Below are 16,063 nucleotides of genomic sequence, written 5' to 3' on the forward strand. Positions count from 1 at the left end.
GATGCGTGGCGATCTGGCGCGGGATCAGATGCGCGCCAACCGCTCGGTCAAAAGATCGAAGAAGCCCTGGTCGTCGACGAAGCGCATGACCTTGGCGTTGCGCGGCCGGCCAGTGACCTGCCACCAGTCGACAACCGTCATGCCCGCCGTCAGCGGCGACTTGGTTTCGATCTCGACGTTGCAATCGCGGCCGGTGAAAAGCTCGGGGCGCAGCAGATAGGCGATGACCGTCGGGTCGTGCAGCGGGCCGCCATCGGTGCCGTATTTCTCGATATCGAAGCGCTCGAAGAATTCGAGCATCTCCGCCATGGCGATCGCCGGGCGGCTGCCGATGTCGCGGATCTTCTGCACCCGCGCCTTGTAGGTCAGTACGCGATGGGTGACGTCGAGCGGCATCATCACGATCGGAATGCCCGAGCGGAAGACGATATCGGCGGCTTCCGGATCGACATAGATGTTGAACTCTGCCGCCGGCGTGATGTTGCCGCCTTCAAAGAAGCCGCCGCCCATCATCACCAGTTCCTTCACCCGCGGCGCGATCTCGGGCGCCTTCTGAAGCGCGAGCGCAATGTTGGTGAGCGGACCGAGGGTGCAGAGCGTCACGGTGCCCTCGGCCTCGTTGCGGAGCGTTTCGACGATGAAGTCGACCGCGTGCTGTTCTTCGAGCTTCATCGTCGGCTCGTCGAGCGTCGGGCCATCGAGGCCGGTCTTGCCGTGGACGTGCTCGGCGGTCACCAGCGGGCGGGCGATCGGCTTGTCGGCGCCGGAAAAGACCCGAACTTTCGGCCGATCGCAGAGCTCGCAAAGAATACGGGCGTTGCGGGCCGTCAGGGCCAACGGCACGTTGCCGGCAACCGTGGTGATGCCGAGCAAGTCGATCTCTTCCGGGCTCCCGAACGCGAGCATGATTGCGGCGGCATCGTCCTGCCCGGGATCGGTGTCTATGATTATCTTTCTCGGCACGGGCACTCTCTCGTCCTCCCTGGATCACGTTTGGCTGGGTCTACCCGACCCAAAGCGCGATCGATTACAATGCACCGGAGCGGGTACGAGGCCGCATGCGCCCTCCTCGCTTCGCTGTTGGATTCTGCGAGAGCGGACTATGATTTGCGTGCACGTCTGAGGCAAGCGGCTTGCACTCATTGCGCACAGCTACCATATTGCCGCAAGGATGCTGCTGGGCAGGTCCGAACAACGGTCGCTTGATCTCGCAAGGACTTGAGGAATGAGCCGAATTACGCCCTTTACGAGCCCGCTGCTGCTGGGTTTCGACACGATGGAAAAGACCCTTGAGCGTATCGCCAAGGGCAACGACGGATATCCGCCTTACAATATTGAACGCGTTCGCGGCGATGCATCGATCGACGAGCCTGAAAGGCTGCGCATCACGCTTGCGGTGGCCGGCTTCTCCGAAGAGGACCTCGAGGTCACCACCGAAGAGAACCAGCTCGTCATTCGCGGCCGCCAGATCGACAATGGCGATCGTGATTACCTGCACCGCGGCATCGCCGCGCGCCAGTTCCAACGCACCTTCGTTCTGGCCGATGGCATGAAGGTTCTTGGCGCCGAGCTGCGCAACGGCCTGCTCTCGGTTGACCTCGTTCGTCCTGAGCCGGTGCGTATGGTAAAGAAAATTAACATTTCAGTCCCAGAGTAGGATAACCGGCGGGATTCTCCCCTGGCCGGCGACCACGGAGTATCACCATGGGACTGAAAGCCATCAGCTCGTCACTGTCGAAGAACGACCTCGCGCATCTGGGCGAAGGCGAAATCGGTTACATCCGGAAAATGCGTTCGGACGAAGTGTCGCGCTGCTTCCCGGAAGCACCCGAGATGGGACCGGGTATTGATCTCTGGGCGCTCTTCGGCGCCGACGGCACGCCGATCCTCCTGACCGACAACCGTTCCAGCACCTTCTTCAAGGCCGCCGAGGACGATCTGCGCACTGTCACACTGCACTGATCTTACGCCCTCCATTGACGGTGGGGGCTGACCTCTCGGGATGACGCAGCCGCTCTCTCGAGCCTGAAATTCCGGGCGGAAAATCGCTTCGCGCCCGTTCCTGGGATTGGTCTTCTGGTCCGCAATTCCCGACGGGAAGCCGCGTCGCGCTTTTCCTGGAGTTGAATTCGAGGCAACGCAATTCCGGACGGAAAACCGCTTCGCACTTTTCCTGGAATTGGATTTAAAGCGACGCAATTCCGGACGGAAAACCGCTTCGCACTTTTCCTGGAATTGAATTTAGAGCAACGCAATCCCGGACGGAAAACCGCTTCGCACTTTTCCTGGAATTGCTTTAGACGCGCCGGAAAGTGAGATAGGCGGAGCTCCGGCCTTCCCTGCGCGCCTTGGCCTCGTAGCGTGTGCTCGGCCATCCCTCGTAGGGCGTCAGCCAGTCAGCTGCCTTCTGCGCCGTCCATTCGAAGGCCGCATGATCGCGGCAATGCAACAGCGTCCAATTGACATAGGTGTCGATGTCCGAGGCGAAGCAGAACGCGCCGCCCGGCTTCAGCACGCGCGCAAAACGGTCGAGATTGACCTTGGAGACGAAACGACGCTTCCAGTGTTTGCGCTTCGGCCACGGATCCGGATAAAGCAGGTCGATCTGGTCGACCGATGCGGCCGGCAGCCAGTCGAGAACCTGGGTGGCATCGTCGTCGTAAAGGCGGATGTTGCTGACGCCGCGATCCTCGATGTGACCGACGAGCTTGGCCATGGAATTGACGAAGGGTTCGACACCGATGAAGCCGGTCGAGGGCGTTTCGGCGGCGCGGTGGATCAGATGTTCGCCGCCGCCGAAGCCGATTTCCAGCCGGATTCGCCCGACATCCTGAGGAAACAGTGTCTTCAGCTCCGCCGGAGCAGCGCTCGACAGATCAAGCTTCAGCGTCGGCAGCACGGTTTCCAGATGCGCTGCCTGCCGCTCGCGCAACGGCTTGCCCTTGCGGCGGCCGAAGAAGGCCTCGGTTGCTCTGGCACGGCGCGGTTCGGTCATGTCGTTTGTCCCTTGGTCACGCTGATCCCGGATCAAGCCAACCCAAAATCAAAATGAACGAAGCGGGCGCTCCTTGCCGGAGCACCCGCCCTGAATTTCGCAAGCGCCTGATAGCAGGCCACTGCGCTATCTTCAATGCGCGGCTTTGTCGGCCACGCTGATCGCTCGCTTAGGCAGCGGCCCGGCCGTTGACGGCACTGCCCTGGTCGATCGCCGCCTTCAGCGGCTTGACCAGGTCGAGCTTCTCCCAGGAGAAGGAACCGTCGCGGCCAGCCTTGCGGCCAAAGTGACCGTAAGCAGACGTCTTGGCATAGATCGGCTTGTTGAGATCCAGGTGACGACGGATACCCGACGGCGACAGATCCATCGTCTTGCGGATGGCCTGTTCGACCTGGTCTTCCGAAACCTTGCCGGTGCCATGCAGGTCGACATAGATCGACAGCGGCTGGGCAACGCCGATGGCGTAGGAGAGCTGGATCGTGCAACGGTCCGAAAGACCGGCAGCAACGACGTTCTTTGCCAGGTAGCGCGCGGCATAGGCAGCCGAACGGTCGACCTTGGTCGTGTCCTTGCCCGAGAAGGCGCCGCCACCGTGCGGTGCTGCACCGCCATAGGTGTCGACGATGATCTTGCGGCCGGTCAGGCCGGCGTCGCCGTCCGGACCGCCGATGACGAACTTGCCGGTCGGGTTGATGTACCAGGTGCAATCGTCAGCGATCTTCAGATCGTCAAGCGCTTCGCGAATATAGGGCTCGACAACCGAGCGAACCTTGGTGGAATCCCAGGTGTCGTCGAGGTGCTGGGTCGACAGGACGATCGAGGTGACTTCCGCCGGCTTGCCGTCGACGTATCGTACGGTGACCTGGCTCTTGGCGTCCGGGCCGAGCTTGGCGACTTCGCCCTCGCCCTTCTTGCGGGCGGCGGCGAGCAGATTGAGAATGCGGTGCGAGTAGTAGATCGGGGCCGGCATGAGTTCGGCGGTTTCGCGGCAAGCGTAGCCGAACATGATGCCCTGGTCGCCAGCACCTTCTTCGCCCTGCTTGTCGGCGGCGCTGTCGACGCCCTGAGCGATATGGGCCGACTGGAAGTGCAGCAGCACGTCGATCTTCGCCGTCTTCCAGTGGAAGCCGTCCTGCTCGTAGCCGATCTCGCGGATCGCCTTGCGGGCGGCGGACTTGAACTTCGAGGGGTTGATGACGTCGTTGCCGTCCTTGTCCTTCTTCAGAAGGCTCGGCGGCAGGCGCACTTCGCCGGCAATGACGACGCGGTTGGTGGTCGCCAAGGTTTCGCAAGCGATGCGAACGCCCCATGGGTCGACACCGGTCTTGGCGGCCTCACGGTAGACCAGATCCACGATCTCGTCGGAGATACGGTCACACACCTTGTCCGGATGACCTTCGGCTACGGATTCACTCGTGAACAGGTAGTTTGCACGCATGCGGGAAGTCCCCTCAATGAAGAAAAGCGCTGGCATGGTGTTAGTGGTTTTGCGCCCGAAAAACAAGCGCACAACGACATAAATATATCTTTATATCACCACCGAAGCCAATCACTTTGGTGCGCCGGCGGAAAAGCGCGCATGAAAAAAGCGGCACAAGAGGCCGCTTTGTTTTCAAGTCCCGACGGGAACGTTGGAACTATTCGCTTTCCGCTTCCGCAGCGAGCGCCTTGACGAGATCGACGAGGCGGCGACGAACCTTCGGATCCGTGATCTTGACGAAGGCACGGTTGAGTTGCAGCCCCTCGGAAGACGAAAGGAAATCCACAACGTAGTTGGAACTGGAGGCTTCCGCCATGCCCGGCTGGCCGGAGGTGTCACCCGGCGCATCTTCGAAGAAGAAGGAAACCGGAACGTTCAGAATGCCCGAAATGTTCTGCAAGCGGCTCGCGCCGACGCGGTTCGTGCCCTTCTCGTACTTCTGAATCTGCTGAAAGGTGATCCCCAGACTTTCGCCGAGCTTCTCCTGGCTCATGCCAAGCATCGTGCGGCGAAGACGAATCCGACTACCGACATGGATGTCGATCGGGTTCGGCTTCTTTTTGTTTTCGATCATATCTGCGTTCCCAAACACGCTGTTTCGTTTGATCCACCGCCTCACACGGGAGCGCCGCTCACCGGGGCGACCGCCACGGTGATACGACAATGCCGCCACAACAAGGACGATGGTGCGGACCACTATGCAATTTTAGGGGTTTTAGGTCAATTCTTCCTAATATTAAAACCAACACGCGAAAACACTGCAACCAGAAGAAGGAACAGTGCACTCAGCCAGAAGATTCGGCTTCGCATAGCGTCGTCCAAAGGCCTAGGCATCTTTCCCGGCAGAAGTGTGTCGACCACTCCCCTATAATTGTAGGACAATCCTACCATTAAAACCCCACGTGCATCAACAATTGCTGATATACCGCTGTTGGCAGCGCGAATAAGGGGTGTTCCGGTCTCGACGGCGCGTAGTTGGGCCTGATGGAAATGCTGGCGCGGACCGGGCGTGTCTCCGAACCACGCGTCGTTGGTGATGTTGAGAAGCGCGTCCGCACCACGCGCGGCGCCGCCAATTTCGTCGGGGAAGATCGCCTCGTAGCAGACCAGCGGATAGAGCGTCCTGCCACTCGGCAGGGTCAATAGCGAACGGCTCTTCGCCGCCGAAAAGCCGCCTGGCATCGAGGCAGCAACGGAACTCAGGCCCCAGGAGGACAGCAACTCCTCAAACGGTAGATACTCGCCAAACGGGACCAGATGCACCTTGTCGGCAGCACCGATGATCTGGCCGCGTCCGTCGATGACATAGATCGAGTTGTAGTAGCGCGGTGGCAGACCGGCGCCCGCATCCTCCGCGCGCACGGCGCCGGCGATCAGGATCTGATCGTCATCGAGCACCTCGGCGATCCGTGCCAGGGCGTCGGGATTGTCGGTGAGGATGAAGGGGATCGACGTTTCGGGCCAGACGACGATGTCCGGTCGCTTGCCGCCTTTTTCGGGGGCAGCGGTGGTGAGCGAGAGATGTTCCTCAAAGACGGCCGCCCGTTCGCGATCGTCGAGCTTCTTTGCCTGGTCGATCACCGGCTGGACGAGACGGACGGTCACCGGCGGCTCGGGCGAAGCCGGGGACGGCTGCGCAAGCCGATAGAAGCCGAAACCGACATGCGCCGTGAGGAGGACGAGGGCCGCCGACAGGCCGATCCGGCTCCCCCTGCCCGTGGCAAGGAGGGCGGGTGCCGCGAAAACGAAGACCGCCAGCATGTTGATGGTCGCAAGGTTGACCACGCTTGCGGACTGCATCATCAACGGCATCGGCATCGCCGCGTAACCGATGGCATTCCAGGGAAAGCCGGTGAAGAGGAAGCTGCGGAGCAGTTCGCAAAGGCCGAAGGCCAGCGCAAGCGCCGCGATCCGCCCCACCCCATCGGACCAGAATATCCGCGCGGCCAGCGTCGCAAGCGCATAGAAGAGCGCGAGAAAAGCCGGAAGACCGACGACGGCGAGCGGCAAGGCCCAGGCGAATTCGTCGGCCTCCACCAGCAGTGCATTGCCGAGCCACCAGAGACCGCCGAGGAAGTAGCCGAAACCGAACCACCAGCCGATCACTGCCGCCGGCCAGAGCCGCCTGACGATGCCGCCATCCGGATTTCCGCTCGCGCCGTCGAGCAGCCAGACGAGGATGGGGAAGGAGACGAAGGCGAAGGCGAAAATGCCGAAGGGCGGCTGGGCCAGAACGGTGATTAGCCCAGCGAAGAACGCGAGCAATACCCTCGGGAACCCGGACAGAAGCATCACCCTGCCAGCCAGTCTTACCATGCAGCCTCCAGTCGATCCCGGCCGCTAGCCACGGCGCCGGAGCGAAACAACCACCGAATCAATCGGCGCCAGTCTTCCAAAAAACGGGCTGTTTGTCCCCTTCAGGAGGGGAATTGGCTGCGGAAGGCATGTCCTTCCGTCAGGTCAGCGATCCGCTGCAATCCGTCCCGGTCCTCTTTCAAACCGGGAGACGTGGAGCGGATGGCAGGAGATACGCCCCCGCGCGCACGAAGAAACGCGCGGGGCGGAGCGATTATTGCTCGTCGGCTGCCGCGGAGGGGGCAGCCCCATTGGTACGATTGACGGGAACTGTCTCCGGAGCGATTTCGCCCTCCGGTCGCGACACGCGACGGCGAGCTGGCGGACGCTTGCGCATGATGCGAACGCGTTTCACGCGGCGCGGGTCAGCGTCGAGGATCTGGAACTCGAACCCCGGAATGGCCTGCACGACTTCACCGCGCACCGGAATGCGGCCAAGCGAAGCGAAGATCAGGCCGCCGAGTGTGTCGACGTCCTCGAGCTGCTCGCGCACATCGAAGTCGGGACCGATCGCTGCGGCGATTTCTTCCAGTTCGACGCGGGCGTCGGCGACGAAAACGTCGTCCGACGTGCGGGCGAACATCACTTCGTCGTCGTCGTGTTCGTCTTCGATATCGCCGACGACCATCTCGACGATGTCCTCGAGCGAGACGAGACCATCGGTTCCGCCATATTCATCGATGACGAGCGCCATCTGGATGCGGGCGGCCTGCATGCGCTGCATCAGGTCGGACGCCAGCATCGACGGCGGCACGAACAGCAGCTGGCGGACGATGCCCGCTTCTTCCAGCGACTTGCCGAGATCGACGCGCGAGAGGTCGAAGCTCGCCTTCGGCGAGCGGGGCGTTTTCTCGGTCTTTTCGCCGGTAGCCGTCGCGGCAGCGGGCGCCTTGCCGTTGCGGCGACGGTTGCGGGCCTGCTTGGTGACGTAGGAAAGCAGGTCGCGGATGTGCACCATGCCTCGGGGATCATCGAGGCCTTCGTTATAGACCGGCATGCGCGAGCGGCCCGACTCCTCGAAGATCACCATCAGTTCGCCGATGGTGATGCTCTGGTCGACCGCTTCGATGTCGGCACGCGGGACCATGACGTCCTCGACCCTGATCTCGCGGAAACGCAGAATGTTGTTGAGCATCGCCCGTTCGCCGGGCGAGAAGGCCGTGTTGCTGTCGGCATCCGTCTGGAGTGCGTCGGCGAGATCTTCGCGCAAGCTCGACGGGCTTGCGCCGCGCAGCAGGCGCGCGGCCCGGCTCCAGAAAGTTGAAGTGGATTTCGTGCCCTCGTGTCGAGCGGCGGTGCTACTACTGCCCGCCTCCGCCTCTCCGGAGGCCTCTGCCTCCTCGGTCGCCAGCGCGACAGGCTGTGTTTTGTAATCGCTCATCGGTCCAAACTGTTAATCCGGGGTACGATCCCCGTAGGGGTCAGATAAGCCAAGACGCGCCAAAATGCGAGTCTCCAGGCTTTCCATTCTTTCGGCTTCGTCATCTGCCATATGATCATAACCGAAAAGATGCAGGAATCCATGCACGAGAAGATGCGTCAGGTGCGCATCGAAAGACTTCTCGAGTTCCACGGCTTCGCGCTCGAGCGTTTCGCGGGCGACGATGATGTCGCCCAGCATCGGCCCCGGCATCGCGCCCGGCGTCACCGGGAAGGCGGGAAAGGACAGCACATTGGTCGGCTTGTCCTGATTGCGCCATTCGGCGTTGATCGTCCGAATGGAAGCGTCGTCCGCGAAGACCAGCGACAGTTCGGGCTGCATCTTCGGGAACGGCTGGCCCTCTTCCGCCGCGAGGAAGGCGGCTGCGGCTTCCAGCACTGGTGAAGAAAATGCGAGAAGCGTCTCTTCGTCGGGCCAATCGCCCTCTTCGACGCTGATCTGGATATCCAATGCGGTCATGATCGCGACGACCGCCGATCAGCGGTCGCCCTGCTCGCTTTCATCGTGCACGGCCGTCTGGGCCTCGTAGGCCCTGACGATGCGCGCCACCATCGGATGGCGAACGACGTCGACGTCCTTGAAGCGAACCACGGAAACGCCCTCGACACCTCTGAGGATCTGTAGAGCCTCGACCAGACCCGACTTGACGCCGCGCGGCAGGTCGACCTGGCTCGGATCGCCGGTGACGATCATGCGACCGTTTTCGCCGAGGCGGGTCAGAAACATCTTCATCTGCATCGATGTGGTGTTCTGCGCCTCGTCGAGGATGACGGCGGCATTGGCGAGCGTGCGGCCTCGCATGAAGGCGAGCGGCGCGATTTCAATGACGCCGGCGGTGATGGCGCGTTCGACCTTGTCGCCCGGCATCATGTCATAGAGCGCATCGTAGAGCGGGCGGAGATAGGGATCGACCTTCTCCTTCATGTCGCCGGGCAGGAAGCCCAGGCGCTCGCCCGCTTCCACGGCAGGACGCGAGAGCACGATACGATCGACGGCGCCGCGCTCCAGAAGCTGTGCGGCATGGGCGACGGCAAGATAGGTCTTGCCGGTACCGGCGGGGCCCACGCCGAAGACGAGCTCGGAACGCTCCAGCGCACGGATATAGGCATCCTGCGTCGGTGTGCGCGCCGCGATGGTCTTCTTGCGCGTCGAAATCTGCGCCATCGTCAATTTGGCTTTACGCTCCATGGTCGGCAATTGTAGCTGATCGTCGGCGGCAACCGCCATACGGATCGCGCCCTCGACGTCAGAGGTATCGATCGATGCGCCGCTCTGCAATCGTCCGTAGAGATAATCGAGAGCGCGGCGCGCCTGATTGGTGGCAACGATGTCACCGGATATGGCGACGGAATTGCCCCGCGGCCGGGCGTCGATGCGCAGGCGCTCTTCAAGTAGCTTCAAGTTCTGGTCGAACTGGCCGAAGAGTTCGCTGGCGAACCGATTGTTCTCGAATGTCAGCACGAAGTGATTGGCGTCTGTCGCAGAGGTTTTCGACTGGCGCGATGATGAAGAGATCAATTCGTGTCCGTTCAAGCGGTTCAGGCTCCTTGTTGTCGGTCCTTACCCGATCATCTCTGCAAACAGGCTGTTCGGCCCGGCCTTGATGATTCGCACCTTTATAATGTCACCGATTTGCGATGCTTTTGCATCAACATTCACGGGCTGCAGCCACGGAGAACGCCCGACGAGCTGGCCCGGCATGCGCCCTTGCTTCTCCAAAAGCAGGTCGATTTCGCGACCGACGCAGGATTCGGCGAAGGCGCGCTGCTGCGAAAACAGCAAAGCCTGCAATTTTTCCAAGCGCTTGGCTTTCACCTCCTCGGGAACCTGGTCGCCAAGCTCGGCGCCGGGCGTGCCGGGACGCGTCGAATATTTGAACGAAAATGCCTGTGCATAACCCACGGCTTCGACGAGCCGCATGGTGTCTTCAAAGTCCTCGTCGGTCTCGCCGGGGAAGCCGACGATGAAATCGCCCGATAGCGCGAGGTCCGGCTGGACCCCACGGATGCGCTCGATCAGCGCCAGATATTCGGCCGCCGTGTGCCTCCGGTTCATCGCCTTCAGGATGCGGTCGGAGCCGGACTGCACCGGCAGGTGCAGGTAAGGCATCAGCTTTTCCATCGAGCGATGCGCCTCGATCAGGCTGTCGTCCATGTCGCGCGGGTGGCTGGTGGTGTAGCGCAGCCGGGCGAGCCCCTCGATTTCGCCGAGACGCGTGAGCAGGTCGCCGAGGCCCCATTCGCGGCCATCGGGGCCGACGCCGTGCCAGGCGTTGACGTTCTGGCCGAGCAAAGTGATTTCGCGGACGCCGCCATCGACCAGCTTTTCCGCTTCCGAGACGATCTGTGCCACCGGGCGGGAAACTTCGGATCCGCGCGTATAGGGCACGACGCAGAAGGTGCAGAACTTGTCGCAGCCTTCCTGCACCGTGAGGAAAGCGGTGACGCCGCGGGCGCGGGTCTTTGCCTTGTCGGGCGCCGGCAGGTGCTCGAACTTGTCCTCGACGGCATAGTCCGTCTGGACGACGCGCTCACCGTTGCGGGCCCGCTTCAGCGCTTCCGGCAGGCGATGATAGGTGGTCGGGCCGATCACCAGATCGACGGCCGGCGCGCGCCGGAGGATCTCGTCGCCTTCGGCCTGCGCCACGCAGCCGGCGACGCCGATCACCATCTCGCGGCCTTCCTTGGCCTTCGCCTTCTTCAGGTCGCGCAGGCGGCCGAGCTCGGAATAGACCTTCTCCGCCGCCTTCTCGCGAATGTGACAGGTATTGAGGAGCACGAAGTCAGCATCCTCGAGCACATCAGTCGAGACATAGCCATCACGCGACAAGGCATCCGACATGCGGTCGGAATCGTAGACGTTCATCTGGCAGCCGTAGGTCTTGACGAAGACCTTGCGGGCCGGTGCGCGCTCTTCGCCCGTCACGGGCGTTGTCGACAGAAGGGCTGTTTCCTGGGTCATGCCGGGTTCTTTAGTGCAAAGCGGTCTGAAGTTGAAGTATTTTCGGCATGGCCGCCGTTGCCGAAAGGGTTTCAGGCCCTTCCGCGCAAACGATCCGACAACATGCTGCGGATGCGCTGCTCGACCTTCCGGCTTACTTCCTTGCGATTGGTGTGCCGGTCGTAGTCGATGGCCTCACCGAAATCGACGTCGACCTCGATCGCACCCTCGCGCAGGATCCCGAGCAGATGCGGGACCAGTTCGGTATCGCCCGGCCAGGCGGCGATCGGCCGGTTGAAGCGGCCCATCGGCATGCCGTGGATGCCCGTATAGGAGATGGCGACTGGCTGCACGTGCACGAGCCCGGTCGGCGAATGCGGCACGGCGGAAGCCGCAGCACCGAAGAGCGACGTCTTGATCTCCAGCAGACGGTTGCCGTCGGACGTCGTTCCCTCCGGAAAGAGTACGACGATCTCGCCCGCCGCCATGCGCTCGCCGATTTCGTTCACCTGCTTGCCGGTCGAGCGCTTCTGCTCGCGCTCGACGAAGATCGACGCCTGCAGCCGGGCAAGGACGCCAAAGACCGGCCAGCCCTTCACCTCGGACTTGGCGACGAAGACGACATCGGCGACCGAAGACAGCACCAGAATGTCTTTCCAGGAGGCATGGTTGGCGCAGATGAGCAACGGCCGGCGGCGCTCCGCCTCGCCATGGACCCGCACCTTGATGCCGAGCAGGTAGCAGGCGAGCCGGTGCCAGTATCGCGGCAAACGGCGACGCAGTTTCAGGTTTAGCCAGAGGCAGACGATCTGGATCGGCATCAGGACGAGCGAAACCAGCGCCAGAAGCGCTGCGAAGATCGCTATCCGTAGCCAATTGATCATCCGGGAAAAGAGTTCCTGCGCGACCTTGGATCACGATGGTCCTGGGTCGAATCCACCCGAAATCATGACGTGATCGACACCAAAAAAGTTAGAGCAGGATGCGGGCGGAATACCGCATACACTTGTCCTCATCGCGCTCTTATGCGCTTGGGACTAGCGAAGATCGAGGCGCATGACAAGCGCGGCGGTCCGCTGGCCGGCCTTGTCCTGGTAATAGGCACGGCGTTCGCCGACCTTGTTGAAGCCGAGCTTACGGTAAAGCCCGATCGCCGCCTGATTGGTCTCGTCCACTTCGAGGAACAACGCCTCGGAGCCCTTGACCAGCGCCTCGCGCATCGCCGCCTGCATCAGCCGCCAGCCAAGGCCGGAGCGTGCATAGCGCGGCTCGACACCGATCGTCAGGATTTCGGCCTCGCCGGCGACGGCGCGCGACAGGACGAAACCGCCGAAGGCCGGGCGAAAGCTGCCATTGGTCTGCCGGGCGACAAAGCCGAACACCGTCTCCTGCACGAGCAGCGCGTGAATTTCTCCATCGCTCCAGGGGGAAGCGAACCGTTGGCGATGCAGCGCTGCCGCAGCCAGCAGATCGGCTTCCTCCAGCGGGAAGATGTCGAATTCGGTGCGGCGGGTGAAGTAGTCGGTAAAGCTCATCTCGGTCTACGCTCGGGCAATCGCAAAGCCCGCCTGCGGCTTGGCGTCGGGGCCTCTGAGATATAGCGGTCGCGGCTTGGCCGAGGCTGGATCGGCAGCGGCGCCGAGCGTGGCGACGAAGGCAATATCGATGAATTCGGGGGCCTTGGCATCTGCATCCGGGCCAACGAGATGGGCGCCGGAACCGCCGATGACGCCATCGAAACCCGAGAAACGCTCGCGCGCACCTTCGACGGAGAGCGCTTCTGGCTCACTTGCGGCGGCACCGGTCGCGTCGAAAGCCTGGACATAGACTTCGTCCCGCTTGGCATCGATGGCGACGAGAACTTCCCTGCCCGGCGCTGCTGCGCGGATGCCTTCAGCCAGGACCGCGAGCGTCGAGACGCCGACGGCGGATTTGCCGAGCGCCAGCGCCAGACCACGGGCAGTGGCCACGCCGACGCGAATGCCGGTGAACGAGCCAGGGCCGACGGTGACCGCGATGCGGTCGATGTCGGCAAGCGATCGGCTGGCCACGGCCAGCGCCTCGTCGACGAATTCCATCAGCCGCTCAGCATGACCTTTGCCGAGATCGGCGCCGGAGCGCCCGAGCACAACGGCGGTTTCGCTGTCGTAGACGGCAGCGGAGCAGCCCGAGCCGGACGTGTCGATCGCAAGTACAATCATTTCAACGCTGGATCTTTCAGACGCCACAAGCCGCAAAGCCGGCGGGGCTTTGCGGCAAAATCGATACTACTCGGCTGGGTCGGGATGCGGACGGAAATCCGCGCATCCTCTCCCGCATCTCACCTAGCTCAGACGCCGGACGGCGTCCGATGTCAGACGGCCTCGACGGCTTCCACCTCGGGAACGAAATGGCGCAACAGGTTCTGCACGCCATGCTTCAGCGTCGCGGTGGACGACGGGCAACCGGAGCAGGCACCCTTCATGTTGAGGAAAACTGTCCCGTCCTTGAAGCCGCGGAAGGTGATGTCGCCACCGTCCTGAGCAACGGCCGGGCGCACGCGGGTTTCCAGGAGCTCCTTGATCGTGGCAACGATCGTCTCGTCGCCCTCGTCGAAAAACTCGTCTTCCTGGTCCGACTGCTCGGCGCGACCACTGCCGGCCATGATCTGCTGGCCCGACATGAAATGTTCCATGATCGAACCAAGAATCGCCGGCTTCAGGTGCTGCCATTCCTGGCCTTCCTTGCTGACGGTGATGAAATCATAGCCGAAATAGACGCCGGTGACGCCCGGGATCGAAAACAGCCGTGCCGCCAGCGGCGAGCCGGCGCGCGCTTCTTCCTCGTCACGGAACTCGGCAGTGCCGTTTTCCATAACAACCTTGCCCGGCAAAAACTTCAGCGTGGCCGGGTTCGGCGTGGCTTCGGTCTGAATGAACATGTCTGTCTCCGTTTCGCCGGGAGCGACATTCGCCCAGCTCTTTAGAATAGTTCAAAAGAATATAGGAGGATGGCTCCATGGTCGCAAGAGCGCATGAAGCGGGATCAGCAAAAGTGTACGCGGTTTTCCGCCGCATCCCGCATGCCCGTGAAAACCGATACCGATCAGCTGAGCGCGTCGATCTCCTCGTCCGTCAAGGCATCGGGGATGACCGTGACGGGGATCGGGAAGGCTGCGGCCTTGCCGGCGATCGACGACACCAGGGGGCCCGGGCCCTCTTTTGCCGATCCGGCGGCCAGCACCAGAATGGCAATGTCGCGATCCTCCTCGATCGCCGCATGGATCTGCTCGGTAGCAGTCCCCTCGCGGATTACGATCTCGGGTTCGATGCCGATCCGCTCGCGGACGGCCTGGGCCACCTTGGCGAGAGTCGCCTCGGCTTCCTCGCGCGCTTCCGCACGCATGATTTCCTCGACCCCCAGCCATTGCTGGAAGTCGCCATCGGCGATCACATAGAGCAGGACGAGACCGCCATTCGAATTCTTGGCGCGCATGCCCGCATAGTGCACGGCGCGCCCGCATTCCGGGGTATCGTCAATCACCGCCATGAATTTGCGGCGGTGACCTTCAAGTCGAGAGAGTCGGGTCGAGACCATAGGGTGAACATTACATCCCGGGCGAGCCGCCGCAAGCTCTCATTTTCGCCTTTTTGGAGCGTGACCACGAAAGCGAGGGCGGCTTTGCGCCCGCGCCCCGCTCGTCGTGAACTGGGGCGCGGAGACCCTATTTCTCCGGTTTACTGCAGAAAGCCGATGATCTCGCGAACTTCGCGCATCGTCTTTTCGGCCCGTGCACGCGCGCGCTCGCCGCCATCCCTGAGGATCGCGTCGATGTGCGCGGTGTCGCCCATCAGGCGGCGCATTTCGGTGGTGATCGGCGACAGGACCTCGACCGCGAGGTCGACGAGCGCCGGCTTGAACACCGAGAACTGCTGCCCGCCGAATTCGGCCAACACCTGCTCCTTGGTCTTGTCCGACAGCGCCGCGTAGATGCCGACGAGGTTTTCCGCTTCCGGGCGCCCCTTCAAGCCATCCACTTCGCTCGGAAGCGCGTCCGGATCGGTCTTGGCCTTGCGAATCTTCTTCGAGATCGTTTCGGCGTCGTCCATCAGGTTGACGCGCGAAAGGTCGGACGGGTCGGATTTCGACATCTTCTTGGTGCCGTCACGCAGCGACATGACGCGCGGCGTCGCGCCGCCGATCAGCGGTTCGACCGGCGGGAAGTAGGCATGGATCGGCTCTTCGCCGACGACCATGTCGACACCATAGCCGGCGCTGCGGATATGCTCCATGAAGTCGATGTTGAACTTCTGGGCGATATCGCGCGTCAGTTCCAGGTGCTGCTTCTGGTCGTCGCCGACAGGAACGTGGGTCGCACGATAGACGAGAATGTCAGCCGCCATCAGGCTCGGATAGGCAAGCAGACCAAGCGAGGCGTTCTCGCGGTCCTTGCCGGCCTTGTCCTTGAACTGCGTCATGCGGTTCATCCAGCCGATGCGGGCGACGCAGTTGAAGATCCAGGCGAGTTCGGCGTGCTGCGGCACCGCGGACTGATTGAAAACGATATGCTTCTTCGGATCGATGCCCGAAGCGATGAAGGCGGCGGCGATCGAGCGGATCTGCCCCTTCAGGTCCTCATGCACGAGCTGCGCCGTGATCGAATGCAGGTCGACGACGCAGTAGATGCAATCGTTGTTTTCCTGCAGCGCCACGAACTTGCGGATCGCGCCGAGATAATTACCGAGATGGAGATTGCCCGTCGGCTGAACGCCGGAGAATACGAGCGGCTTGAATTCGTTCATGTCGTCCTCAATAGGCTGGTGGAGGGCCCCAGGGCCTTTGTCGCCCATGTTGCTAACGGCATGGCTTATGC

General features: G+C 62.3%; 17 protein-coding genes. 2 read left to right on the top strand and 15 right to left on the bottom strand.

The window, feature by feature from the left end; all coding sequences use genetic code 11:
- Positions 1-24 precede the first annotated feature (24 nt).
- A complete protein-coding gene (locus tag AB4Z53_RS03800; protein ID WP_441594772.1) occupies positions 25-969 on the bottom strand; it encodes a nucleoside hydrolase in 945 nt (314 codons plus the stop codon).
- 256 nt (positions 970-1,225) lie between these two features.
- Here AB4Z53_RS03800 and AB4Z53_RS03805 point away from each other — a divergent pair, with 256 nt between their 5' ends.
- The gene (locus AB4Z53_RS03805; RefSeq protein ID WP_441594774.1) at positions 1,226-1,657 is read left to right on the top strand and encodes an Hsp20 family protein; all 432 of its coding nucleotides are present in this window, start codon (positions 1,226-1,228) and stop codon (positions 1,655-1,657) included.
- 47 nt (positions 1,658-1,704) lie between these two features.
- Positions 1,705-1,962, top strand: coding sequence for a DUF1150 family protein (locus AB4Z53_RS03810; protein ID WP_113536610.1), 258 nt, complete (start codon positions 1,705-1,707; stop codon positions 1,960-1,962).
- 334 nt (positions 1,963-2,296) lie between these two features.
- Here AB4Z53_RS03810 and trmB read toward each other — a convergent pair whose 3' ends face one another.
- The 14 genes from trmB to trpS all read right to left on the bottom strand — a co-directional run bounded on the left by trmB (position 2,297) and on the right by trpS (position 15,992).
- Positions 2,297-2,995 carry a tRNA (guanosine(46)-N7)-methyltransferase TrmB gene (trmB, locus tag AB4Z53_RS03815; RefSeq protein WP_441594776.1) on the bottom strand — a complete coding sequence of 233 codons (699 nt, stop codon included), beginning with the start codon at positions 2,993-2,995 and terminating at the stop codon, positions 2,297-2,299.
- Between the two features lie 169 nt (positions 2,996-3,164).
- Positions 3,165-4,433, bottom strand: coding sequence for a methionine adenosyltransferase (metK, locus tag AB4Z53_RS03820; protein ID WP_113536772.1), 1,269 nt, complete (start codon positions 4,431-4,433; stop codon positions 3,165-3,167).
- A gap of 199 nt (positions 4,434-4,632) precedes the next feature.
- Positions 4,633-5,049 carry a helix-turn-helix domain-containing protein gene (locus tag AB4Z53_RS03825; RefSeq protein ID WP_113536612.1) on the bottom strand — a complete coding sequence of 139 codons (417 nt, stop codon included), beginning with the start codon at positions 5,047-5,049 and terminating at the stop codon, positions 4,633-4,635.
- Positions 5,050-5,195: 146 nt separating this feature from the next.
- Complete coding sequence (gene lnt, locus AB4Z53_RS03830) at positions 5,196-6,791, bottom strand: apolipoprotein N-acyltransferase (protein ID WP_441594779.1); 1,596 nt, start codon at positions 6,789-6,791, stop codon at positions 5,196-5,198.
- Between the two features lie 253 nt (positions 6,792-7,044).
- Entirely contained in the window at positions 7,045-8,211 is a 1,167-nt protein-coding gene (locus AB4Z53_RS03835; RefSeq protein WP_441594781.1) for a hemolysin family protein, read from the bottom strand.
- Between the two features lie 12 nt (positions 8,212-8,223).
- On the bottom strand, positions 8,224-8,730 hold the full coding sequence (gene ybeY / locus AB4Z53_RS03840; RefSeq protein WP_441594783.1) for an rRNA maturation RNase YbeY: 507 nt from the start codon (positions 8,728-8,730) through the stop codon (positions 8,224-8,226).
- 18 nt (positions 8,731-8,748) lie between these two features.
- Positions 8,749-9,804, bottom strand: a complete 1,056-nt coding sequence (locus AB4Z53_RS03845; RefSeq protein ID WP_113536616.1) for a PhoH family protein — start codon at positions 9,802-9,804, stop codon at positions 8,749-8,751.
- A 27-nt stretch (positions 9,805-9,831) separates the two neighbouring features.
- Entirely contained in the window at positions 9,832-11,232 is a 1,401-nt protein-coding gene (miaB, locus tag AB4Z53_RS03850) for a tRNA (N6-isopentenyl adenosine(37)-C2)-methylthiotransferase MiaB (RefSeq protein WP_291148459.1), read from the bottom strand.
- Between the two features lie 71 nt (positions 11,233-11,303).
- Positions 11,304-12,095, bottom strand: coding sequence for a lysophospholipid acyltransferase family protein (locus tag AB4Z53_RS03855; protein ID WP_113536618.1), 792 nt, complete (start codon positions 12,093-12,095; stop codon positions 11,304-11,306).
- Positions 12,096-12,248: 153 nt separating this feature from the next.
- Positions 12,249-12,746 carry a GNAT family N-acetyltransferase gene (locus tag AB4Z53_RS03860; protein WP_113536619.1) on the bottom strand — a complete coding sequence of 166 codons (498 nt, stop codon included), beginning with the start codon at positions 12,744-12,746 and terminating at the stop codon, positions 12,249-12,251.
- 6 nt (positions 12,747-12,752) lie between these two features.
- Entirely contained in the window at positions 12,753-13,412 is a 660-nt protein-coding gene (gene tsaB, locus AB4Z53_RS03865) for a tRNA (adenosine(37)-N6)-threonylcarbamoyltransferase complex dimerization subunit type 1 TsaB (protein ID WP_441594786.1), read from the bottom strand.
- A 152-nt stretch (positions 13,413-13,564) separates the two neighbouring features.
- Positions 13,565-14,131 (bottom strand): NifU family protein, encoded by a 567-nt coding sequence (locus AB4Z53_RS03870; RefSeq protein ID WP_223726263.1) that lies wholly within the window; start codon positions 14,129-14,131, stop codon positions 13,565-13,567.
- A gap of 164 nt (positions 14,132-14,295) precedes the next feature.
- Positions 14,296-14,787, bottom strand: a complete 492-nt coding sequence (locus tag AB4Z53_RS03875; RefSeq protein WP_113536622.1) for a universal stress protein — start codon at positions 14,785-14,787, stop codon at positions 14,296-14,298.
- A 140-nt stretch (positions 14,788-14,927) separates the two neighbouring features.
- On the bottom strand, positions 14,928-15,992 hold the full coding sequence (gene trpS / locus AB4Z53_RS03880) for a tryptophan--tRNA ligase (RefSeq protein WP_113536623.1): 1,065 nt from the start codon (positions 15,990-15,992) through the stop codon (positions 14,928-14,930).
- Between the last annotated feature and the right edge of the window lie 71 nt (positions 15,993-16,063).

The sequence above is a fragment of the Ensifer sp. 2TAB8 genome (genome assembly GCF_052115125.1).
Classification (GTDB): Bacteria; Pseudomonadota; Alphaproteobacteria; order Rhizobiales; family Rhizobiaceae; genus Ensifer.